Raw genomic sequence first — 20,115 nt, forward strand, 5'->3', positions numbered from 1 at the left:
CGGGAGGCGTGCCGGTGGCCGACCCCGTGGCCACCCCCGTGGCGGCTCTGGCGCTGCTGGAGAACCTGGCGGTCGGCCTGCTGGTGGTCGATGCGCGGGACCGTCTGAGCTTCGTGAACCGGGCCTTCCTGGACCTGTCCGGCCTGCCGCCCGAGGCCCTCACCCCCGGCATGCCGGTGACCGGGATTCGCCGGGTGCTGGCCTATCGCGGCTTCTACGGTGCCGGCGATCCGGAGGAACGGGCCCGGGCGGTCGGACAGATCGACCATTCCCGCCCGCAACGGCGTCTGTTCCATACGATGTGGGGGCAGTGGCTGCAGATCTGCACCCATCCCCTGCCGGACGGGTCGCGGGTCAACATCGTCACGGACATGACCGCGGTCCGCCGCGCCGAGGCGATGGCGCAGGACCACAGCCGGGTGCTGGACGACCTGCTGCAGCATCTGGGGGCCGGGGTGGCGCTCTATGGCGCCGATGGGCGGCTGCGCTGGTCGAACCGGGCCTATGCGGCGCTGAACGGGCTCGTGCCCGGGGCAGTGCGGGAGGGGATGAGCTTCCTGGAGGTGCTGCGCCTGATGGAGGCGCAGGGCGAGTTCGAGAACCTGGAGGAGGACGACTACCCCGCCCGCTGCGTGGCCGGGGCCCGCCATCTGCCCTTCAGCGACCAGCGCGAGAGGCCGGGCGGGCAGGTGCTGCGCATCCGGCGCCGGCCCTTCGGCGATGGCGGCATGCTGGTGGAAGTGGACGACGTCACCGCCCTGCGCCGGGCCGAGGTCGTGGCGAGCCACCGGGCGGCCATGCTGGACGGCATCCTGTCCGCCCTGCCGCAGGGCGTGCTGGTCTATGGGCCGGACCAGCGCATCTCGCTGGTCAACGAATCCTTCCGTCAGGCCATGCCGGACATGGACTACCGGGTCGGGGACCCCTTGGCCGAGATCATCGCGCGCCACGGCGCGGCGGGGGACAGGAGCGAGCCTCCGGGGGCCATTATGCTGGCCTCCGCCGAGATCTGGCAGCAGAACCAGAGCAAGAGCTACACGCTGCACCGGCATGACGGGCGGGTCTTCGACATCCACGCCTCCACCCTGCCGGATCTGGGGCGGGTGGCGGTCTTCACCGACGTCACCAGGCGCCACCGGGCCGAGGCGGAGGCGCGGCAGCAGGAGGAACTGCTCCGCACCACGCTGGACCACCTGCGCTACGGCATGGCGATCTTCAACCGGCAGGGGCGGCTCGTCGCCTCGAACCCGCTGACGGCCCGGCTCTGTGGGCTGCGGCCCGAGCAGGTGGTGCTGGGCACCCATGTGGACGAGTTGCTGCACGACCAGATCGCGCGCGGCGAGTTCGGCCCGCCTGGGGCGGGGGCGGACGCGCTGATCCGCCGTGCCGCCGCCACGCCGCGATCCGGCCCTGGGCGCTATGTCCGCACCCGCGCGGACGGGACGGTGGTGGAGATCACCACGGACCTCACCCCCGATGGCGGCTTCGTGCGGACCTTCGTGGACATCACCGAGCGGCACCGCGCCAGCGCCGAGCTGGCCGCGGCGCGCGACGCCGCCGAGGCCGCGCACCGGGCCCAGGCAAGATTCCTGGCCAATATGAGCCATGAGCTGCGCACCCCGCTCAACGCGGTGATCGGCTTCTCGGAAGCGCTGCTGGACGGGTTGGGCAGCCAGGCGGGCAGGGATCGGGCAGACAGGGATCGGGCGGGCAGGGGCCCGGAGGCAGGTCCGCTGGAGCCCGGGGCGGGGCGGGAGCTGGAGGATCTGGCCACGCGGCATCTCTTCCTGGTCGCCATCCACGATGCCGGCCGGCACCTGCTGGGGCTGATCGACGATCTGCTGGACACCGCCCGCACCGATGCCGCCGAGCGGGCCGTGGAACTGCGGCCCGTGGAGCCGGGGCCGCTGCTGCGCGAGGCGCACCGCATCCTGCTGGGCGCCGCGCGGCGTGGCGGCACCGATCTGGTGCTGGACCTGCCCGATGCCTTGCCGCCGGTGCAGGCCGATGCCCGGCGGTTGCGCCAGGTGCTGCTGAACCTCATCTCCAATGCGGTGAAGTTCACCCCGGCGGGGGGGCGGATCACGCTGGCTGCCCGTCTCCTTCCCAGGGAACCGCTTTCCGGGAGGCTCCCGGCCGGTGGGGCGGCGGAAGGGGAGGCGGCGATGGAGATCAGCGTCACGGACACCGGCATCGGCATGGCGCAGGAGGACATCCCCCGCGCCTTTGAGCCCTTCACCCAGCTGGAGGACGGTCATGCCCGGCGCTATGGCGGCTCCGGGCTCGGCCTGCACCTCGCCCGCACGCTGAGCGAAAGCATGGGCATGCGGCTGCGGCTGGACAGCGCCGCCGGGCAGGGCACCACCGCCCGGCTGCTGATCCCCCTGTCCGGTGGGGAGGCGCCCCGCCCCCGGCCGGGCGGCGAGGCCGGGACCGCCACCGACCCCGCCGGACCCTTTTCGGAGACCACGCCATGAGCGCCGCCACCGATGCCATGGCCGCCACCGAGCGGCTGTTCTTCCGCGACCTCGACCCGAACCGGGCGGCGCGCATCGTCGCCGATGCCCTGGCCGGGGCGGAGGATGGGGAACTCTTCCTCGAATACCGGGAAAGCGAGGCGATCAGCCTCGACGACGGGCGCATCCGCGCGGCCAGCTTCGACACGTCCCAGGGCTTCGGCCTGCGCGCGGTGCGTGGGGAGGGGGCGGCCTATGCCCATGCCGGGGAGATCGGCGAGGCGGCACTGAAGCGGGCCGCCGAGGCGGTGCGCGGCCTGCCGGGGGAGGGCATGGCCGCGCTGTCGGAGGCGCCGCGCCGCACCAATGCCCGGCTCTACGATAGCGCCAACCCGCTTGCCGCCATGGGCTTCGCCGAAAAGACCGCGCTGCTGGCCGCCATCGACGCCTATGCCCGCGGCCGCGACGCGCGGGTGCGGCAGGTGATGGCAACGATCAGCGGCGAATGGCAGGCGGTGCGCATCCTGCGCCCCGGCGGGCCAGGCGTGGCGGACCTGCGGCCGCTGGTGCGGCTGAGCGTCGCCGTGGTGGTGGAGGATGGCGGGCGGCGCGAGACGGGCTCCTTCGGCACCGGCGGCCGCTTCGCCTATGACCGCGTGCTGAACGAGGCGACGTGGAAGGCCGCCGTGGACGAGGCGTTGCGCCAGGCGCTCGTGAACCTCGACAGCCGTCCGGCGCCGGCCGGGGAAACGACCGTGGTGCTCGGCCCCGGCTGGCCCGGCATCCTGCTGCACGAGGCGATCGGCCATGGGCTGGAGGGCGATTTCAATCGCAAGGGCACCTCCGCCTTCGCCGGGCTGATGGGGCAGCGGATCGCGGCGCCCGGCGTGACAGTGGTGGATGACGGCACCATCCCGGACCGGCGCGGCTCGCTGACCGTGGACGACGAGGGCACGCCGACCTCCCGCACCGTGATGATCGAGGACGGCATCCTGGTGGGCTTCATTCAGGACCGGCAGAATGCCCGGCTGATGGGCGTGGCGCCGACCGGCAACGGGCGCCGCGAATCCCACGCCCATATCCCCATGCCGCGCATGACCAACACGGTGATGACGGGCGGGGCGCATGCGCCGGAGGACATCATCCGCTCGGTGAAGCGCGGGCTCTACGCGGTGAATTTCGGCGGCGGGCAGGTGGACATCACCTCGGGCAAGTTCGTCTTCTCCGCCTCCGAGGCCTATCTGATCGAGGATGGGCGCATCACTGCCCCGGTGAAGGGCGCCACGCTGATCGGCAGCGGCGCCGATGCGCTGACCCGCATCAGCATGGTCGGCAACGACTTCGGCATGGACCCGGGGATCGGCACCTGCGGCAAGGAAGGGCAGGGCGTGCCGGTGGGCGTCGGCCAGCCGACGCTGCGCCTCGACGGGCTGACGGTGGGCGGCACGGCGGTGTGATGTTTGCGCCCGTGGCCCGGGGGGAAGGCTCCGCCTTCGCCCCCGTAGCCCCCCATCCGCCAGGACGCTGCGCGCCCTGGACCCCGTTCGCTGGCCCCCGCTGACGCCGGATCGCGCCGGAGAGCCATGCTCTCCGGCGACCGCGGGTGCCGACAGCGCAGACAGGTGTCTTTTCTTCATTTCGGGAGCCCTGCCGATCCACCTGCTCCCAGAGATGGGGCGTCAGGCTGACGGCCACCACGCGGAGCCAACTCAAGCCCGGGGTCCGGGGACCGGCTTCGGTCCCCGGCGGAGAGGGTGTGGGAGAGGCGGCGCCTCTCCCACGAAGGGGGCCACGAGGAACGCCATCCCCGGATGAAGCAGCTGTCATCGCGCCCGGCGGCAACCGCGCCCCGGCTCCACCGGTTCTTCTGTCACCGGCTGGGCGCGGAGGGCTTTCTCATGGGTGATGACGTCACGATCGGCCCTTATGACGGTCCCTCGGGCGGCTGGGGTTCGGCGAAGTCGCTGGGCGAGATCATGCTGCGCGAGAAGGTCACGCCCGGGATCGGCGAGGCGCTGCTGCGGCAGAACAAGGCGGATGGCTTCGCCTGCGTGTCCTGCGCCTGGGCCAAGCCCGCTTCTGCGCATCCCTTCGAGTTCTGCGAGAACGGCGCCAAGGCCACGGCCTGGGAGCTGACCTCGCTCCGCACCCCGCCGGATTTCTTCGCGCAGCACACGGTGACGGAGTTGCTCGGCTGGTCCGACTACGCGCTGGAGCAGCAGGGGCGGCTGACGCATCCGATGCGCTACGACGCCGCCAGCGACCACTATGTGCCCGTGGCGTGGGAGGAAGCCTTCCGCATCATCGGGGAGGAGCTGAAGGCGCTCGATCCGAAATCCGTGGTCTTCTATGCCTCGGGGCGAGCCTCGCTGGAAACATCCTACATGTACAGCCTGCTGGCGCGGATGTACGGCTGCAACAACCTGCCCGACAGTTCCAACATGTGCCACGAGACGACCTCGGTGGCACTGAAGGAAGTGCTGGGATCGCCGGTCGGCACCATCACCCTGGCCGATTTCGACCATTGCGACTGCATCTTCTCCTTCGGGCAGAATGTCGGTTCCAACGCGCCGCGCATGCTGCATCAGTTGCAGGAGGCGGTGCGGCGCGGCGTGCGGATCGTCACCTTCAACCCCCTGCGCGAGCGTGGCTGGGAGCGCTTCACCAACCCGCAGAGCCCGCTGGAGATGGGCACGGGGGCGGAAACGCGGATCAGCGAGCAGTACCACCAGGTGAAGGCGGGCGGCGACATGGCCGCGCTGATGGGCCTGTGCAAATGGCTGATCGAGGCGGATGACCGGGCGCGGGAGAGTGGCGGCGCACCGGTGCTGGACCACGACTTCATCCGCGAGCACACCAAAGGCTTCGAGGAATTCGCGAAGGCCGCGCGCGAGACGGGGTGGGAGCGGATCACCGGGGAATCCGGCCTGACGCGCGTGGCGCTGGAAGCGGCGGCGGAGCTCTACAGCCAGTCGAAGGCCGCGATGTTCATCTACGGCATGGGTCTGACGCAGCAGGTGCTGGGCGAGCAGAATCTGCACATGCTGGTCAACCTGCTGCTGCTGCGCGGCAATATCGGGCGGCCGGGCGCGGGCATCTCGCCGGTGCGGGGGCATTCCAACGTGCAGGGACAGCGCACCGTCGGGATCTCGGAGAAGCCGGAACTCGTGCCGCTCGACCGGCTGGCGGAGCTCTACGGCTTCGAGCCGCCGCGCAAGAAGGGGCTGAACACGGTGGAGGCCTGCGAAGGCATCCTCAAGGGCGAGGTGCGGGCTTTCATCGGCCTGGGCGGCAATTTCGTGCGCGCCATCCCGGACCGGGACCGGATGGAGCCCGCCTGGCGCAAGATGCGGCTGACGGTGCAGATCGCGACGAAGCTGAACCGCTCGCATCTGGTGAATGGCGAGGTCGCGCTGCTGTTGCCTTGCAAGGGACGCATCGAGCGCGACAGCCAGGCAACGGGCGACCAGACGGTATCCATGGAGGACAGCACCGCCACCATCCATGCCTCCTTCGGAAAGCGCGAGCCGGCGAGCCCGGACCTGCTGTCCGAGCCGAGCATCGTCGCCGGCATCGCCAGGGCCACGCTGCCGCCGAACCCCAGGCTGGACTGGGATGCCTGGCTCGCCGACTACGGATTGATCCGCGATGCGATCGAGCGGACCTATCCGGAGGATTTCCGGGGCTTCAACGACCGGATGGCGATCCCCGGCGGCTTCCACCGGCCGATCCCGGCACGCGACCGGGTGTGGAAGACGAAGAGCGGCAAGGCGGAGTTCCGCGTGCCGGGGAAGCTGACGGCCACGGGCTTCGAGGACCGGCCGGAGCAGTACCGGCTGATCACGCTGCGTTCCAACGACCAGTTCAACACCACCGTCTATGGCTATCATGACCGCTTCCGCGGCGTGAAAGGCACGCGCATGGTGGTCTTCATGAATCCGGAGGACATCGTGGCGGCGGAACTGTCCGACGGTGACGAGGTGACGCTCGCGACCGTCTATGGCGACGGTGTGCGGCGGGAATTCGGTGGTCTGCGCGTCACCGGCTTCGACATCCCGCGCGGCTGCCTCGCGGCCTATTATCCGGAATGCAACACGCTGATCCCCGTCTCGCACCATGCGGAGGAAAGCAAGACGCCGGCGGCAAAGGCCGTGCCCGTGCGCATCAGCGCGCGCGTGCCGCATCATTCCGGGCGCAGCGTGCCGGCGGAGGGGTTGCCGCCCGGTTGATCGCCGCTTTCCCTGCCGCGGCGGGGCAGGCAGGATGCGGAGCATGTCCGGCTCCGCTCCTGTCCTTCGCCCCGCCCAGACCGGGGAGGCACCGCTCCTCGCCGCCCTCGTGGAGCGTGCCTATGCCCATTACGTCCCGGTGATCGGGCGACGCCCGGCGCCGATGGACGACGACTATGCCGCCCGCATCGTGGCGGGGCAGGCGCATGTGCTGGAGTGCGATGGGCGCATCCTGGGCCTCGTGGTGATCGAGGACCAACCCGGTCATCTCTGGCTCGACAACATCGCCGTGGAGCCGGAAGCCAGGGGGCAGGGCCTCGGCGGCCTGTTGCTCGACTTCGTGGAGGCGGAAGCGCGGCGGCGGGGGTTCCGGGAGCTGCGCCTGCTGACCAACGAGAGGATGGAGGCGAACCTCGTCCTCTACCGGAATCGCGGCTTCGCGGAGGTCGAGAGGCGCGAGGAGAAGGGCTTCCGGCGCGTCTTCCTGCGCAAGGCGCTGATGTGAACGGGGCGCGGGGCAAACCGGGCCCGCCGCCATTCGTTTCCAGGAGCATCCATCGACAGCGAGAATGCGATGTCCTTCATCGAGGCCCGTGACGGAACGCCCCTGTTCTACAAGGACTGGGGCGCCGGCAAGCCGGTCGTGCTGGTCCATGGCTGGCCGCTGAACGCGGATATGTGGGAATACCAGGCGCCTTTCCTCGCGGAGAACGGCTGCCGCGTCATCGCCTATGACCGGCGCGGCTTCGGGCGTTCCGGCCAGCCCTGGTCCGGCTATGACTATGACACCATGGCCGACGACCTCGCTGCCCTCTTCGACGCGCTGGATTTGCGCGACGCGACGCTGGTGGGCTTCTCCATGGGTGGCGGCGAGGTCGCGCGCTACCTCTCGCGCCATGGCGGGTCTGGCCGGGTGAGCCGGGCCGTGCTCGTTTCTGCCGTCACGCCCTTCCTGCTGCGGACAGAGAACAATCCCGATGGCGTGGACCGTTCCGTCTTCGACGACATGGTCGTCAACCTGCAGGCGGACCGTCCGGCCTTCCTGGCGAGCTTCGGCAAACAGTTCTTCGGCGCCGGGCTGCTGAACTTCTCCATCAGCAGCGAGCTGCTGCAATGGGCGGGCAACCTTGCCCTCATGGCCTCGCCCAAGGCGACGCTGGACTGCGTGCGCGCCTTCTCGGAAACCGACTTCCGCGCCGACCTGCCGCAGATCCGCGTGCCGGTGCTGGTGATCCATGGCGATGCCGACGGCACCGTCCCGATCGATGCCGCAGGACGCCGTGCCGCCGCGATGATCCCTGGCGCACGGCTGCTGGAATACAAGGGCGCACCGCATGGGCTGTTCTTTACCGAGAAAGACCGGCTGAACCAGGATCTGTTGCGCTTCATCGGCGGATAGGCGCACCGGTCCCACGCTCCAGCGTCAGCAGGAGCCAACCCACCGGGTCCAGGGTGCGCAGCATCCGGGGGTTCCAGGGGAACAGGGTGGAGCCTTGTCCCCCTGGAAGCGCAACGCCGGACGCGACGCGCGGATGGTGGCAACCCTCGCCCGGTCAAGGCTTCGCGGCCTGGATCTCTTCTGCTTCCGTTGGGCCTCGCGCCGCCGGGCCGGCCTGCATCAGGGTGTCCACCGCCTCCTGCAGTCGCCGCGCAAAATGCAGCGTGCCGTCGCCGAGGCTTTCCGGCGGCAGGACATCGCGCAGCACCTGTTCCGGCGATGCCTCAACCTCGCCCCAGATGCCGACCACCAGCGGCACCGAAGGGAAGTCCCGCCGCAGACGCAGCACCGCATAGCGCAGGCTGGCGCCGCTGGTGCCGCCGGCCACCACCGAGAGGCACAGCGCCCGCACCGTGCCGTCAGGGGCGGTGGCCATCGGCTCCGGCTTCCGCAGCGCGGCATTGGGCACCATCCCGGCGCCGAAGCCGCGCTGCCGCAGGGCCTGGACCAGCATGCAGGCCGCCTGGCCATCGAAGCGGCCGCGCCCGGGGATACAAAGGACGCTGCCGGGCGCCTCCCAGCCCTCCGCCACGGGGGCCGGCACGGAAGGGGGTGGTTCCGCCAGGGGCTTGTCGCCGCTCTCCCCGGCGGGGGCCACGGGCCCTTCCATGAGGGGCGCCTCGTCCTCCACGGCGTCCTCGTAGTCCGCCAGATCCTCCAGCAGCGCGTCCACCTTATCGCGTACCCAGTCGATACGCCGTCGGCTCAGGGCACCGCGCGCGGCATCGGCCTGGGCCAGCGCCAGGCCGGGCAGAGCCACCTCGTCGTAATAGGTGCGCAGGGAAGTGCCGTTGAGGCGCAGCTCGGCCTGCTCGATCAGCCCATCCGCGTCCCCGGCCAGGGCGCGCTGATAGAAGGCCTCGGGCGGCGCCAGGGCTTCCCGGTCCCCCAGCAGGACGTCGAGGAATTCGAGCTGCTTCACATGCCGGCCGAGCACCACGAGGCAGAGCGTCAGCGGCATCGCCATCAGCAGGCCGAGGGGCCCCCAGAGCCAGGTCCAGAAGGCCGTGGCCAGCAGCACCGCGATCGGGGTGAGGCCGGTGCTGTGGCCATAGACCAGGGGTTCCACCGCCTGGGCCTGCAGCCCCTCGGCCACGGCGAAGAGCGCCACGGTCCAGAGCAGGGTGGCCCAGCCCGGGTCCACCGCCAGGGCGAGCAGGGCCGGGAAGGCGACGGAGATGATCACACCCACGAAGGGGACGAAGCGCATCAGCCCCGCCACCACGCCCCAGAGCGCCGGATTCGGGATGCCGATGGCCCAGAGGCCTAGGCCGATGACCAGGCCGAAGCAGGCATTCAGCATCACCTGGGCCAGGAAGAAGCGGCTGAGCCGCGTCGTCGCCTCGTCCAGCGCCGCGGTGGTGCGTTGCAGGTCGCCGGAGCCGACCAGCTTGATGACGCGGTCGCGCATGTCCTCCCGGTACAGCAGCAGGAAGACCACGAAGACCGCGACGATGCCAGTAGTGGCGACCGGGCCGACCAGAGGGGCGATCACGCTCTGGATCAGCTCCAGCGCCCCCGGCTCCGGCGTGTGGACCTCGACCGGCAGGGGGCGGATGGGGGTTCCCGCCTCGGCGGCGGGGCTGGGCGAGGCCGGGGCGGAAGCACGGGGCACGACATTCTCGCCCAGGCGCTGGAGCAGGCCGGAGATGCGTTCCAGGATGCCGCCGCTGGACAGGTGACCGACCTTCTCCATCACTGCGGCCTGGTAGCGGGGCAGGTCGGAGGCGAGTTCGGCCATCTGCCGTCCCATCATCACGCCGCCCGTGGTCAGCAGGCCGAAGGCCAGGAAGGCGGTCAGCAGCACGGCGGGGATGCGTGGCACCCGCCAGTGCCGCAGGCCCCGCACCACGGGCGCCAGGACGAAGGCCAGCAGCGTCGCCAGCACCAGCGGCACCAGCAGCTCCCGCGCGATGTAGAGGATGCCGACCACCGCCACGATGGCATAGAGCGTGCCGATGCCGCCGTTGGGCAGGCCGGCGGCGCGGATGCGGGCTCGGGCGCCGGAGCTTTCGGGTAGGCGCATGCTGCTCCGTCTCGGCCGGGCCAAGGGGGACGGGCGGCCCCGGCCTGTCATGGCGCGCCCGGCCCTTCGCCAACGCCAGGGGGAGAAGGGGGTTTTCGCTTTCTGCGACGTTTCTCCGCCGGTGAGTTCGGGGGGCGGAGGCGGGCGGAAGGCAGACCCGCCGCACTCGCCTCTTGCACATGGCGCTGGGAGATGCCTACTCCCGCCCCGCGCGGAGGAGTTGAGCGATGAACTGGATTTCCGACTGGGCTCTGCCGAAGATCCAGACCCTGTTCGGCAGCAAGCGGGACGTGCCGGAGAACCTCTGGCACAAGTGCCCGTCCTGCGAGCAGATGATCTTCCACCGCGACCTGGAGCGCGGGCTGCATGTCTGCCCGCATTGCGGCCATCACCTGCGCATCGGCGCGCTGCGGCGGCTGGACTACACGCTGGATGCCGGCTGGCAGCGCATCGAGCTGCCCAAGGCGCCGCTCGACCCGCTGCGCTTCCGCGACCAGCGCCGCTATGTGGACCGGCTGAAGGAGGCCCAGGCCAAGACCGGGCTGGACGAGGCCGTGGTGGTCGCCCATGGCACGATCGAGGGCAAGGCGGCGGTGGTCGCGGCCTTCGACTTCAACTTCCTCGCCGGATCGATGAGCGCCGGGGTGGGCGAGGCGCTGGTGGCCGCCGCCCGCCTCGCGGTGCTGCAGGACGCGCCGCTGATCATCTTCAGCGCCTCCGGCGGGGCGCGGATGCAGGAAGGCGCGATCAGCCTGATGCAGATGCCGCGCACGATCATCGCCTCCCGCATGGTGAAGGAGGCCGGGCTGCCCTTCATCACCGTGCTCTGCGACCCGACCACGGGCGGCGTCACCGCCTCCTTCGCCATGCTGGGCGACGTCCAGATCGCCGAGCCCAAGGCGCTGATCGGCTTTGCCGGGGCACGGGTGATCGAGCAGACGGTGCGCGAGAAGCTGCCGGAGGGCTTCCAGCGGGCGGAATACCTGCTGGAGCACGGCATCCTCGACATGGTGGTCAGGCGCGGCGAGATGAAGGCCACGCTGGCGCGGCTGATCTCCCTGCTGCGCGAGCGCCTGCCGCCCGGGCTGGAGGTGGAGGAGGCGGACCTGCCGATGCCGCCGCCGCCCGATATCGCCGCACCCAAGCCGCAGGCGCGCCCCGTCGCGGTGGCCCGCACGGCGCCGGCCGAGAATCCGGCGAACGGCGACTGAGGCCACCGCCCATGCCCGGCTCCACGCCCTCCTCCGGGGTTCCCTCCATGGCTCCGGGCCAGCTCGACCCGTCGCTGCGCCTGCCGACCGGCATCGAGCCGGGGCGGGCGGAGCGGATCGTGGACCGGCTGCATGCCCTGCATCCGAAGCTGATGGACCTCAGCACCGGGCGGATCGAGCGCTGCCTGGCGGCGCTCGGCCATCCGGAGCGGCACCTGCCGCCGGTGATCCATGTGGCCGGCACCAATGGCAAGGGCAGCACCTGCGCCTTCGCCCGCGCCATCGCCGAGGCGGCGGGGAAGCGCGTCCATGCCTATACCTCGCCGCATCTGGTGCGCTTCCACGAGCGCATCCGGCTGGCGGGGACGCTGGTGGAGGAGGAGGCGCTGGCCGCCGCGCTGGAGGAGGTCGAGCAGGCCAATGCCGGGGAGGGGATCAGCGTCTTCGAGATCACCACGGCCACGGCCTTCCTGCTCTTCGCCCGGGTGCCGGCGGACCTGCTGGTGCTGGAGGTCGGGCTCGGCGGACGATTCGACGCGACCAACGTGGTGCCGCGTCCGGCGGCCTGCGCCGTGTCCTCGGTCTCGATGGACCATGTGGAGTTCCTGGGGAACAGCCTGGCCGGGATCGCGGCGGAGAAGGCGGGTATCGCCCGCCCCGGCGTGCCGCTGGTGACAGGCTTCCAGGCGCCCGAGGCGATGGCGGCGATCGAGCGCGTCGCGGGCGAAGCCGGAGCGGTGCTGCTGCGCCGGGGCCGGGACTGGGAGATCGGGCCGGAGGGGGAGGGGCTGCTCTACCGCGACGCCGCCGGCGTGCTGCGCCTGCCGCGCCCCGGCCTGCCGGGGCCGCACCAGATCGACAATGCCGGGCTTGCCCTGGCGGCGCTGCGCGCCTGGAACCCGGACTGGCTGGATGAGGCCGCCGCCGCCGGGGGCTTCCGCGAGGCGCGCTGGCCGGCCCGGCTGCAACGCCTCGACAGCGGGCCGCTGGCGGCGATGCTGCCGCCGGGCTGGGAGCTCTGGCTGGATGGCGGCCACAATGCCGGGGCCGGAGAAGTCCTGGCCGAGCACCTGGAGGGCTGGGGCGACCGGCCGGCGCATCTGCTGGTCGGGATCAAGAAGTCCAAGGCCGCCGACGACTTCCTGCGGCCGCTGCTGCCGCGGGCTGCCTCGGTCTGGGCGGTGGCGGAGCCGGGCCAGCATCTGGCGATGACGCCGGAGGAGATCGTGGCGGCCAGCGGCGGCATCGCCCGCATCGGCCCACGCGTGACGGATGCGCTGGAGGCCCTGCTGCGCGGGGCGGTTCCGGGCCAGCCGGCGCGGGTGCTGATCTGCGGCAGCCTCTATCTGGCGGGCGAGATCCTCAAGGCGAACGGCACCCCGCCGGCCTGAGGGCGCGGGGTGGCCACCCGCTTCAACAGCCGGTGATCCGGCCGGAGCCAATGCAGTCGCCGTAGTTCACGATCCGCATCAGGACCGGAAAGACCCACCAGGCGGCGAAGATGGCCGCGACCACCCCCAGCAGCACGCCCATGCCCAGATAGTCCGGCCCGTGCCGCCGCGCCGGCCCATGGGCCCCGGCGGGTGGCGGCGCGGGGGGCGCCGGAGGGCCTGGGGCCTCGTCCATGCCGCTCCTGTCCCCCCGTCCCGGGGTCAGCCCAGGTTGCTGTCCAGCCATTCACGCAGCTTGCTGCGCGGCTGCGCCCCGACCAGCGTGCCCACGGGCTTGCCGTCGCGGAACAGGATCATGGTGGGGATGCCGCGCACCGCGTAGTCGTTCGGCGAGCCCGGATTCTCGTCGATGTTCACCTTGGCCACGGTGAGCTTGCCGGCATAGTCCCGCGCCACCTCGTCGAGAATCGGGGCCACCTGCCGGCAGGGGCCGCACCATTCGGCCCAGAAATCCACCAGCACGGGGCCCGGCGCCTTCAGCACGTCGGCCTGGAAGGTCTCGTCGCTCACAGCCTTGGTCAGCTCGCTCATGGCCGCCATCATCTCCAGAGATACTGCCGGAAAAGGTCGTGGCGCCGCTGCCCCGGGTCAAGGCCGCCGGCGCGGTGGCATGGACGACGCGGCCGCATGGGTGCCGCGGGCGGGCCGCGTGCCTGTCGGACGGGCAGCTCGCCGAAGGGGGACGAGCCTGCCGGTGCTTGCGCGAAAGCCCGGCGCGGACGAAGCTGTGCCCCATGCGACAATTTCGTGGACGGATCGGCGAGGACCAGGTGGTGGAGCTCGCCGAGACCTTCCGGCTGATGAGCGACCCCACGCGTCTGAGGATCATCCTCTCCTGCCTCGATTCGGCCGTCGCGGTGGGGGATATCGCGGACCGCCTGGGGATCTCCGGCAGCCTCGTCTCCCATCACCTGCGCCTGCTGCGCGCCGCGCGGCTGCTGCAGGCCGAGCGGCGGGGGCGGCAGGTCTTCTATGCCGTGGGGGACGAGCATGTGCGCTCGATGCTCACCGACATGACGGACCATGTGAGCGAGGAGGTGGAGACCGAGGTGGAGGGGGAGCCGGCAGGGCCCGATCTGCCCGGCTGACGCCACCGCACCTTGTCACTCCCGCTGGCGCGTGATTTACCCAAGGTTCAAGGACCGGTCACCGGTCCGGAAACAAAAGCGCGGCGCCGCCCCCCGTGGCGGCAGCGGCGCAAGGGACCGGAACGGCGGCCGGCATAAAGAACCGGCAATGGGATCATCGGGGCGGGGCATGCGGCGGACAATCGCGACGGCACTGGCCGGAGGGTTCACGGGGGCCGTGCTGGCCCCCTTCGTGACCTCCGGTGCCACGGCATGGGCACAGGGAACAGGTGCTGCCTCCCCGGCCACGGGGGCGCCGACCCCCTGGGGCCTCGGCCTCCAGGCCGCCGCGGGGCCGGTGAAGGAAGCGATCCACGACTTCAACAACCTGGTGCTGTGGATCATCATCATCATCACCGCCTTCGTGGCGGGGCTGCTGGGCTGGGTGATCTTCCGCTACCGCGCCTCGGCCAATCCGACCCCGTCCCGCACCAGCCACCATACGGTGCTGGAGATCGCCTGGACGGTGATCCCCGTGCTGATCCTGCTGGTGATCGCCATCCCGTCCTTCCGCCTGATCTATTACGAGGACCGGGCGGTGGACCCCGACGTCACCATCGGCGTGCAGGGGCGGCAGTGGTACTGGCACTACAGCTACCCCGACAACGGCAACTTCGCCTTCGACAGCTACCCCATCGCCGAATCCGACCTGAAGCCCGGCCAGCTCCGCAACCTCGCGGTGGACAATCCGCTGGTGGTGCCGGTGGGCGCCAAGGTGCGGGTCCTGGCCACGGGGCACGACGTGATCCATTCCTTCTTCGTGCCCTCGCTGGGCGTGCAGAAATACACCATCCCCGGCCGCGCCATGGAGACCTGGTTCGAGGCCGATCGGGAGGGCACCTTCTACGGCCAGTGCAACCAGATCTGCGGCACCAACCACTGGTTCATGCCGATCGCCGTGCGCGTGGTGCCCCGGGCCGAGTTCGATGCCTGGGTGGAACAGGCGAAGACGAAGTTCGCCGAGGGCAAAGGCCCCGGCTGGCCTGACGAGATGAAGACCGAAGTCGCGGAGGTCCGCCCCCAGGGGCGGTAAGGACGGGAAGAGAAGCCATGGCCACCGTCACGGACGCCCATACCGACCCCCATGCCCCCAGGAATCATCAGGGGGATCATCAGGGGGAGCATCACGGCCACAAGCCCGGCTTCGTGTCGCGCTGGTTCTTCAGCACCAACCACAAGGATATCGGCACCCTCTATATCGGCTTCGCCCTGCTTTCGGCGATCGTCGGCATCGGGCTGTCGATGATCATGCGGCTGGAGCTGCTGGAGCCCGGGCTGCAGTACTTCGCCGACGGGCAGAGCTGGAACATCGCCGTCACCGCCCACGGCGTGCTGATGGTGTTCTACGTGGTCATGCCCGCGCTGATCGGCGGCTTCGGCAACTGGTTCGTGCCGATCATGATCGGCGCGCCGGACATGGCCTTTCCGCGGCTGAACAACATCTCCTTCTGGCTGCTGGTGCCAGCGCTGGCGCTGACGGTCGCCAGCCTCTTCGTCGGCGGCGCCGGCACGGGCTGGACGCTGTACCCGCCGCTTTCCGACAGCCAGTACCAGCCCAGCATGGGCGTGGACATGGCGTTGTTCGGCCTGCACCTGGCGGGCGCCTCCTCGATCCTGGGGGCGGCCAACTTCATCACCACCATCTTCAACATGCGCGCCCCGGGCATGACGCTGCACAAGATGCCGCTCTTCGTCTGGTCGATGCTGGTGACGGCCTTCCTGCTGCTGCTCTCGGTGCCCGTGCTGGGCGGCGCGATCACCATGCTGATCACCGACCGGAACTTCGGCACCTCCTTCTTCAAGCCGGAGGGTGGCGGCGACCCGGTGCTGTTCCAGCACCTGTTCTGGTTCTTCGGCCACCCCGAGGTCTACATCATGATCCTGCCGGCCTTCGGGATCGTGTCGCACGTCCTCTCCACCTTCAGCCGCAAGCCGATCTTCGGCTATCTCGGCATGGCCTATGCCATGGTGGCGATCGGGGTGGTGGGCTTCGTGGTCTGGGCGCACCACATGTTCACCTCCGGCATCTCGGTGGACACGCGGGCCTATTTCATGGCGGCCACAATGATCATCGCGGTGCCGACCGGCATCAAGATCTTCTCCTGGATCGCCACGATGTGGGGCGGCTCCATCGAGTTCAAGACGCCGATGCTCTTCGCGGTCGGCTTCATCTTCCTCTTCACCGTCGGTGGCGTGTCCGGCGTGAAGCTGTCCAATGCCTCGGTGGATGTGATCCTGCACAACACCTATTATGTCGTGGCGCACTTCCATTATGTTCTTTCGCTGGGCGCCGTCTTCGGAATCTATGCCGGCTTCTACTACTGGATCGGCAAGATGAGCGGCTACCAGTACCCCGAGTTCTGGGGGAAGGTGCATTTCTGGATGACCTTCATCGGGGTGAACCTGACCTTCTTCCCGATGCACTTCCTGGGCGCCCAGGGCATGCCGCGCCGCTATCCGGACTATCCGGATGCCTTCTGGGGCTGGAACGCGGTTGCCTCGGTCGGCGCCTTCATTTCCGGCATCTCGCTGCTGCTGTTCTTCTACGTGATCTACCTGACCTTCGCGCGGAAGGAGCAGGCGGCGGCCAATCCCTGGGGCGAGGGGGCCACGACTTTGGAATGGCAGGTCAGCAGCCCGCCCCCCTTCCATACCTTCGACGAACTGCCGAGGATCCGCTAAGGAGCCCGGCATGAGCCAGAGCGCCGTCGGCGAGAAGGGGGCTGCGGCCCCCTTCGACGCGTCCACCCCAGATTTTTCCGAGATCCGCGACTGGTTCGCCCTGCTCAAGCCGCGGGTGATGACCCTGGTCGTCTTCACCGGCTTCATCGGGATGCTGGTGGCGCCGGGCTCCATCAATCCGCTGCTGGGCTCGGTCGCGGTGCTGTGCATCGCCGTCGCGGCCGGGGCGGCGGGCGCCATCAACATGTGGTACGACCGCGACATCGACGCGGTGATGCGCCGGACGGCCAACCGGCCCATCCCCGCCGGGCGCATCCGGGCGGAGGAGGCGCTGGCCTTCGGCGTGGTGCTGGCCATTGCCTCGGTCGTGGTGATGGGGCTGGCCACCAACTGGATGGCTGCCGGCTGGCTCGCCGGCTCGATCCTCTTCTACGTCTTCATCTATACCATGTGGCTGAAGCGCCGGACGCCGCAGAACATCGTCATCGGCGGTGCCGCCGGGGCCTTCCCCCCCGTGATCGGCTGGGCCGCCGTGACCGGCTCGGTGGACCTGCTGCCGCTGCTGCTCTTCGCCATCGTCTTCGCCTGGACGCCGCCGCATTTCTGGTCGCTCTCGCTCTGGGCACATGGCGACTACCAGCGCGCCGGGGTGCCGATGCTGCCGGTGGTGGCGGGGGCGAAGGAGACGCGGCGCCAGATCATGCTCTACACGCTGGTGCTCTTCCCGCTGGCGGTGTCGCCCTGGCCGCTGGGCCTCGCCGGGCCGATCTACGGGGTGATGGCGGTGCTGCTCGGGCTGGGCTTCGCCTGGTGTGCCTGGAAGGTGCTGCGCGACGAGCAGGACCCGCAGGGGCGCAGCCTGACCAAGGATGCCCCGGCCAAGCGCTGCTTCCGCTTCTCCCTGCTGCACCTCGCTTTGCTCTTCGCCGCCCTGGCGGCCGACCGGCTGATCCTTGGCTGAGCTCGAACCCATCCGCATGACGCCGGAGGAGAAGGTGGATTTCCACCGCCGCCGCCGCGCGCGGAACTGGGCCATCCTGGCGGCCCTGCTGGGGCTGGTGGTGCTGTTCTACCTCATCGCCATCGCCCGGATGTCGCAGACGTCGTGATGACCCCCGGGGGAAAGGCGCCGCCTTTCCCCCGGACCCCCTATCCGCCAGGACGCTGCGCGCCCTGGACCCGGTTCGTTGGCTCTTGCTGACGCCGGATCACGCCGGAGCATATCGCTCTCCGGTGACTGCGGGTGCCGCCAGTGCGGCCAGGTCTTTGTTTTTCAAGAGCCCTGCTGACCAAACTGTGCCCAGGGATCAGGCGCCAGTCTGACGGTTATCACAGGTGTCAACTCAGGCCCGGGGTCCGGGGACCGGCTTCGGTCCCCGGCGGAGAGGGTCCGGGAGAGGCGGCGCCTTTCCCGGGGGGTGGGGCCCGGTGCTACCCGCCCACCCGGTACTCGATGCGGCGGTTGCGGAAGCGGCCATCCTCGGTCGCGTTGTCCGCCACCGGCTGGTCGCTGCCATAGCCCCTGGCCACAAGCTGGTCCGCCGGCACGCCATCGGCGACCAGGGCGGCGCGCACGGCCTCGGCCCGGCGCTGGGAAAGGGTCCGGTTGATCTCCGGATCGCCCGTGTTGTCCGTATGGCCGCTGACCTCGATCACCGTGCCGGGCGGCAACTGCCGCAGGCGGGCGGCGGCCTCGCGGATCAGGGGCAGGCTGTCCGGCGGGATCTCGGCGCCGGCGGTGGGGAAGTTCACGATGGACAGGTTCAGCGCCTGGACCAGCATGGCGGGACTGAAGCTGGCCGGCAGGGTGGACAGGGCGCGCATCGATGCCGCCGTCGCATCCTCGACCCGCAGCCCCGTCGCATCCGGCAGGGGCGCGATGCGGAGGCTGTCCGGCAGTTGCGCGCGCAGGGTGGCGATGACCCTGTCGCGCTCGGCATCGGGCAGGCTGCCGCCGATGCGCAACTGACCGGGCTGGAACAGGGCCCGCAGGCCGGGCAGGCGCAGGGCGGAAAGGGTCTGGCCGAACCAGCCCATCCAGGGCGCGGGCCCTGCGGCGGGATCGATCACCAGATCGGTGCGGACCGCCGCCGTGCCGAAGGCGGCGTTCAGCGTCTCGGCCACGCGGTGCAGGCTGGCCTCGTCGGGCAGGCGGCCGGTGGCCCGCCAGACCGTGCCGTCATAGTCCAGGAACAGCCGGGCCAGCGGCGCCAGGGCGGGATTCGCGGCCGGGGGCGTCGCGGGAACCACGGCCACGCCGGGCGCCACCGGCACGGTGGCGGGCGGAATGGCGGCGGAGGGCGCGGGCGCCGGGCCGACAGTTGGTGGGAGAGGTGCCGCGACGGGCGGAGCGGAGGGCGGATGCGCGGGCCGGGCGGCGACCGGGACGGGCGCCTCGTGCTCCGCCGGACCACGCGACATGAGCCAGGCGCCCAGCAGGCCGAAGAACAGGATCGCCGCCGCGGCAGGCCAGCCGGTCCGGTCGGCGCTGTCCTCAGTGGTCCTGATTCGGGGATGGTCTGCCACCATGTACATCTTTCCCTGGTTGCTGGCCTGGCCACTGGCCTGATCGCCGGGACATCCTCGGCCGGCCGGCGGGCCGGAACAATTCCGGGCGGCGCCCCAGGAGGAACACATCTGCGGGACGAATCCACCTTTCCGTCCGGGGCGCCGGTGCGGGACGGAGGGCGTGCCGGAAATGTGCCGCTTGAGCGGGATGCACCAGGAGCGCTACTGCTCACATGGTCATGCCGAGCGATCGCGACCTTTCCCCCCGCCCCACCACGGAGCTCGCGCGCCGCAACCGCCGCCTCGGCCTCGCGGCGCTGGGCGCGGCGGCGGCCATGATCGGTGTCTCCTTCGCCGCGGTGCCGCTCTACACGCTGTTCTGCCAGGTCACCGGCTATAACGGCACGCCGCGGATCGGCGGGCCGGCGGCCCCCGGGGCGCCGCAGGGGGAGCGTGACATCACCGTGCGATTCGATGCCCAGACCCATCCCGGCCTGCCCTGGCGCTTCGAAGCCGCGCAGCGCAGCATGGCGCTGAAACCCGGGGAGCAGGGGCTGGCCTTCTACGAGGCCGAGAACAGGGCCACGACTCCGGTGGAGGGCATCGCCCTCTACAACGTCACGCCGGAGGTGATGGGGCCTTATTTCCACAAGACGGCCTGCTTCTGCTTCGACGCGCAGACCCTCCAGCCCGGGCAGAAGGTGGAGATGCCGGTGACCTTCTGGGTCGATCCGGCGATGCTTCAGGACCCCAACACCCGCGACATCCGCACGGTGACGCTCAGCTACACCTTCTTCCGCACGCTGGAGGACGCGCAGCGTGCCGGGGCGCTGGCCCATGCCGGGCCGCATGTGGGCAAGGCAGCCTCCGCCACGCCGTGAGGGGGTGTCGCCTTCCGGCGCCGCGCCTTACCCTCTCCCGACTTGA

The 20,115-nt window shown here is 70.5% G+C and carries 17 protein-coding genes; 13 read left to right on the plus strand and 4 right to left on the minus strand.

The genetic code is table 11. The features are described from left to right. Positions 1-14 precede the first annotated feature (14 nt). The 5 genes from RGI145_RS26135 to RGI145_RS19240 all read left to right on the plus strand — a co-directional run bounded on the left by RGI145_RS26135 (position 15) and on the right by RGI145_RS19240 (position 8,084). Positions 15-2,477 carry a sensor histidine kinase gene (locus tag RGI145_RS26135; protein ID WP_167668314.1) on the plus strand — a complete coding sequence of 821 codons (2,463 nt, stop codon included), beginning with the start codon at positions 15-17 and terminating at the stop codon, positions 2,475-2,477. Further along, positions 2,474-3,913, plus strand: a complete 1,440-nt coding sequence (gene tldD, locus RGI145_RS19225; RefSeq protein ID WP_075799645.1) for a metalloprotease TldD — start codon at positions 2,474-2,476, stop codon at positions 3,911-3,913. Before RGI145_RS26135 ends, tldD begins: the two co-directional genes overlap by 4 nt. Before the next feature lie 441 nt (positions 3,914-4,354). Then, a complete protein-coding gene (locus RGI145_RS19230; RefSeq protein ID WP_075800217.1) occupies positions 4,355-6,685 on the plus strand; it encodes an FdhF/YdeP family oxidoreductase in 2,331 nt (776 codons plus the stop codon). Positions 6,686-6,728: 43 nt separating this feature from the next. Further along, the gene (locus RGI145_RS19235; RefSeq protein WP_075799646.1) at positions 6,729-7,190 is read left to right on the plus strand and encodes a GNAT family N-acetyltransferase; all 462 of its coding nucleotides are present in this window, start codon (positions 6,729-6,731) and stop codon (positions 7,188-7,190) included. Between the two features lie 69 nt (positions 7,191-7,259). Further along, a complete protein-coding gene (locus RGI145_RS19240) occupies positions 7,260-8,084 on the plus strand; it encodes an alpha/beta fold hydrolase (RefSeq protein ID WP_075799647.1) in 825 nt (274 codons plus the stop codon). A gap of 154 nt (positions 8,085-8,238) precedes the next feature. Here RGI145_RS19240 and RGI145_RS19245 read toward each other — a convergent pair whose 3' ends face one another. Further along, a complete protein-coding gene (locus tag RGI145_RS19245; RefSeq protein WP_075799648.1) occupies positions 8,239-10,209 on the minus strand; it encodes an AI-2E family transporter in 1,971 nt (656 codons plus the stop codon). A 227-nt stretch (positions 10,210-10,436) separates the two neighbouring features. Here RGI145_RS19245 and accD point away from each other — a divergent pair, with 227 nt between their 5' ends. After that, positions 10,437-11,420 (plus strand): acetyl-CoA carboxylase, carboxyltransferase subunit beta, encoded by a 984-nt coding sequence (gene accD / locus RGI145_RS19250; protein ID WP_075799649.1) that lies wholly within the window; start codon positions 10,437-10,439, stop codon positions 11,418-11,420. Positions 11,421-11,467: 47 nt separating this feature from the next. Continuing rightward, positions 11,468-12,811, plus strand: a complete 1,344-nt coding sequence (locus tag RGI145_RS19255) for a bifunctional folylpolyglutamate synthase/dihydrofolate synthase (protein ID WP_156878687.1) — start codon at positions 11,468-11,470, stop codon at positions 12,809-12,811. 22 nt (positions 12,812-12,833) lie between these two features. Here RGI145_RS19255 and RGI145_RS19260 read toward each other — a convergent pair whose 3' ends face one another. Together RGI145_RS19260 and trxA are read right to left on the minus strand one after the other, a co-directional pair. Next, on the minus strand, positions 12,834-13,046 hold the full coding sequence (locus RGI145_RS19260) for a hypothetical protein (RefSeq protein ID WP_027282486.1): 213 nt from the start codon (positions 13,044-13,046) through the stop codon (positions 12,834-12,836). A gap of 26 nt (positions 13,047-13,072) precedes the next feature. Beyond that, positions 13,073-13,402 (minus strand): thioredoxin TrxA, encoded by a 330-nt coding sequence (gene trxA / locus RGI145_RS19265; protein WP_026033517.1) that lies wholly within the window; start codon positions 13,400-13,402, stop codon positions 13,073-13,075. 203 nt (positions 13,403-13,605) lie between these two features. Between trxA and RGI145_RS19270 the strand changes: the two genes are divergently transcribed. The 5 genes from RGI145_RS19270 (at position 13,606) to RGI145_RS25190 (ending at position 17,789) form a co-directional block, all read left to right on the plus strand. Continuing rightward, positions 13,606-13,959, plus strand: a complete 354-nt coding sequence (locus RGI145_RS19270; protein WP_037225985.1) for an ArsR/SmtB family transcription factor — start codon at positions 13,606-13,608, stop codon at positions 13,957-13,959. 169 nt (positions 13,960-14,128) lie between these two features. Then, the gene (gene coxB / locus RGI145_RS19275; RefSeq protein WP_075799650.1) at positions 14,129-15,031 is read left to right on the plus strand and encodes a cytochrome c oxidase subunit II; all 903 of its coding nucleotides are present in this window, start codon (positions 14,129-14,131) and stop codon (positions 15,029-15,031) included. A 17-nt stretch (positions 15,032-15,048) separates the two neighbouring features. Beyond that, the gene (gene ctaD, locus RGI145_RS19280; protein WP_075799651.1) at positions 15,049-16,680 is read left to right on the plus strand and encodes a cytochrome c oxidase subunit I; all 1,632 of its coding nucleotides are present in this window, start codon (positions 15,049-15,051) and stop codon (positions 16,678-16,680) included. A gap of 10 nt (positions 16,681-16,690) precedes the next feature. Further along, positions 16,691-17,641 (plus strand): heme o synthase, encoded by a 951-nt coding sequence (locus tag RGI145_RS19285; protein ID WP_075799652.1) that lies wholly within the window; start codon positions 16,691-16,693, stop codon positions 17,639-17,641. Then, positions 17,634-17,789 (plus strand): hypothetical protein, encoded by a 156-nt coding sequence (locus RGI145_RS25190; protein ID WP_156878608.1) that lies wholly within the window; start codon positions 17,634-17,636, stop codon positions 17,787-17,789. Before RGI145_RS19285 ends, RGI145_RS25190 begins: the two co-directional genes overlap by 8 nt. A 322-nt stretch (positions 17,790-18,111) precedes the next feature. On the opposite strand, the gene RGI145_RS19290 is transcribed toward RGI145_RS25190, so the two are convergent. Beyond that, positions 18,112-19,209, minus strand: a complete 1,098-nt coding sequence (locus RGI145_RS19290; RefSeq protein WP_156878609.1) for an OmpA family protein — start codon at positions 19,207-19,209, stop codon at positions 18,112-18,114. A 212-nt stretch (positions 19,210-19,421) separates the two neighbouring features. Between RGI145_RS19290 and RGI145_RS19295 the strand changes: the two genes are divergently transcribed. Further along, positions 19,422-20,069 carry a cytochrome c oxidase assembly protein gene (locus tag RGI145_RS19295; RefSeq protein WP_075799654.1) on the plus strand — a complete coding sequence of 216 codons (648 nt, stop codon included), beginning with the start codon at positions 19,422-19,424 and terminating at the stop codon, positions 20,067-20,069. The last annotated feature ends 46 nt before the right edge of the window (positions 20,070-20,115 follow it).

The organism is Roseomonas gilardii (assembly GCF_001941945.1).
Taxonomy (GTDB): domain Bacteria; phylum Pseudomonadota; class Alphaproteobacteria; order Acetobacterales; family Acetobacteraceae; genus Roseomonas.

Bases quoted from the DNA above. Each gene is read 5' to 3' on its own strand.
- RGI145_RS19295 (WP_075799654.1), top strand. From the start codon at position 19,422: ATGGTCATGCCGAGCGATCGCGACCTTTCCCCCCGCCCCACCACGGAG.
- RGI145_RS19260 (WP_027282486.1), bottom strand. From the start codon at position 13,046: ATGGACGAGGCCCCAGGCCCTCCGGCGCCCCCCGCGCCGCCACCCGCC.
- RGI145_RS19270 (WP_037225985.1), top strand. From the start codon at position 13,606: ATGCGACAATTTCGTGGACGGATCGGCGAGGACCAGGTGGTGGAGCTC.
- RGI145_RS19245 (WP_075799648.1), bottom strand. From the start codon at position 10,209: ATGCGCCTACCCGAAAGCTCCGGCGCCCGAGCCCGCATCCGCGCCGCC.
- RGI145_RS19290 (WP_156878609.1), bottom strand. From the start codon at position 19,209: ATGGTGGCAGACCATCCCCGAATCAGGACCACTGAGGACAGCGCCGAC.
- RGI145_RS19255 (WP_156878687.1), top strand. From the start codon at position 11,468: ATGGCTCCGGGCCAGCTCGACCCGTCGCTGCGCCTGCCGACCGGCATC.
- tldD (WP_075799645.1), top strand. From the start codon at position 2,474: ATGAGCGCCGCCACCGATGCCATGGCCGCCACCGAGCGGCTGTTCTTC.
- RGI145_RS19285 (WP_075799652.1), top strand. From the start codon at position 16,691: ATGAGCCAGAGCGCCGTCGGCGAGAAGGGGGCTGCGGCCCCCTTCGAC.
- accD (WP_075799649.1), top strand. From the start codon at position 10,437: ATGAACTGGATTTCCGACTGGGCTCTGCCGAAGATCCAGACCCTGTTC.
- RGI145_RS19240 (WP_075799647.1), top strand. From the start codon at position 7,260: ATGTCCTTCATCGAGGCCCGTGACGGAACGCCCCTGTTCTACAAGGAC.
- RGI145_RS19235 (WP_075799646.1), top strand. From the start codon at position 6,729: ATGTCCGGCTCCGCTCCTGTCCTTCGCCCCGCCCAGACCGGGGAGGCA.
- trxA (WP_026033517.1), bottom strand. From the start codon at position 13,402: ATGAGCGAGCTGACCAAGGCTGTGAGCGACGAGACCTTCCAGGCCGAC.
- ctaD (WP_075799651.1), top strand. From the start codon at position 15,049: ATGGCCACCGTCACGGACGCCCATACCGACCCCCATGCCCCCAGGAAT.
- RGI145_RS19230 (WP_075800217.1), top strand. From the start codon at position 4,355: ATGGGTGATGACGTCACGATCGGCCCTTATGACGGTCCCTCGGGCGGC.
- coxB (WP_075799650.1), top strand. From the start codon at position 14,129: ATGCGGCGGACAATCGCGACGGCACTGGCCGGAGGGTTCACGGGGGCC.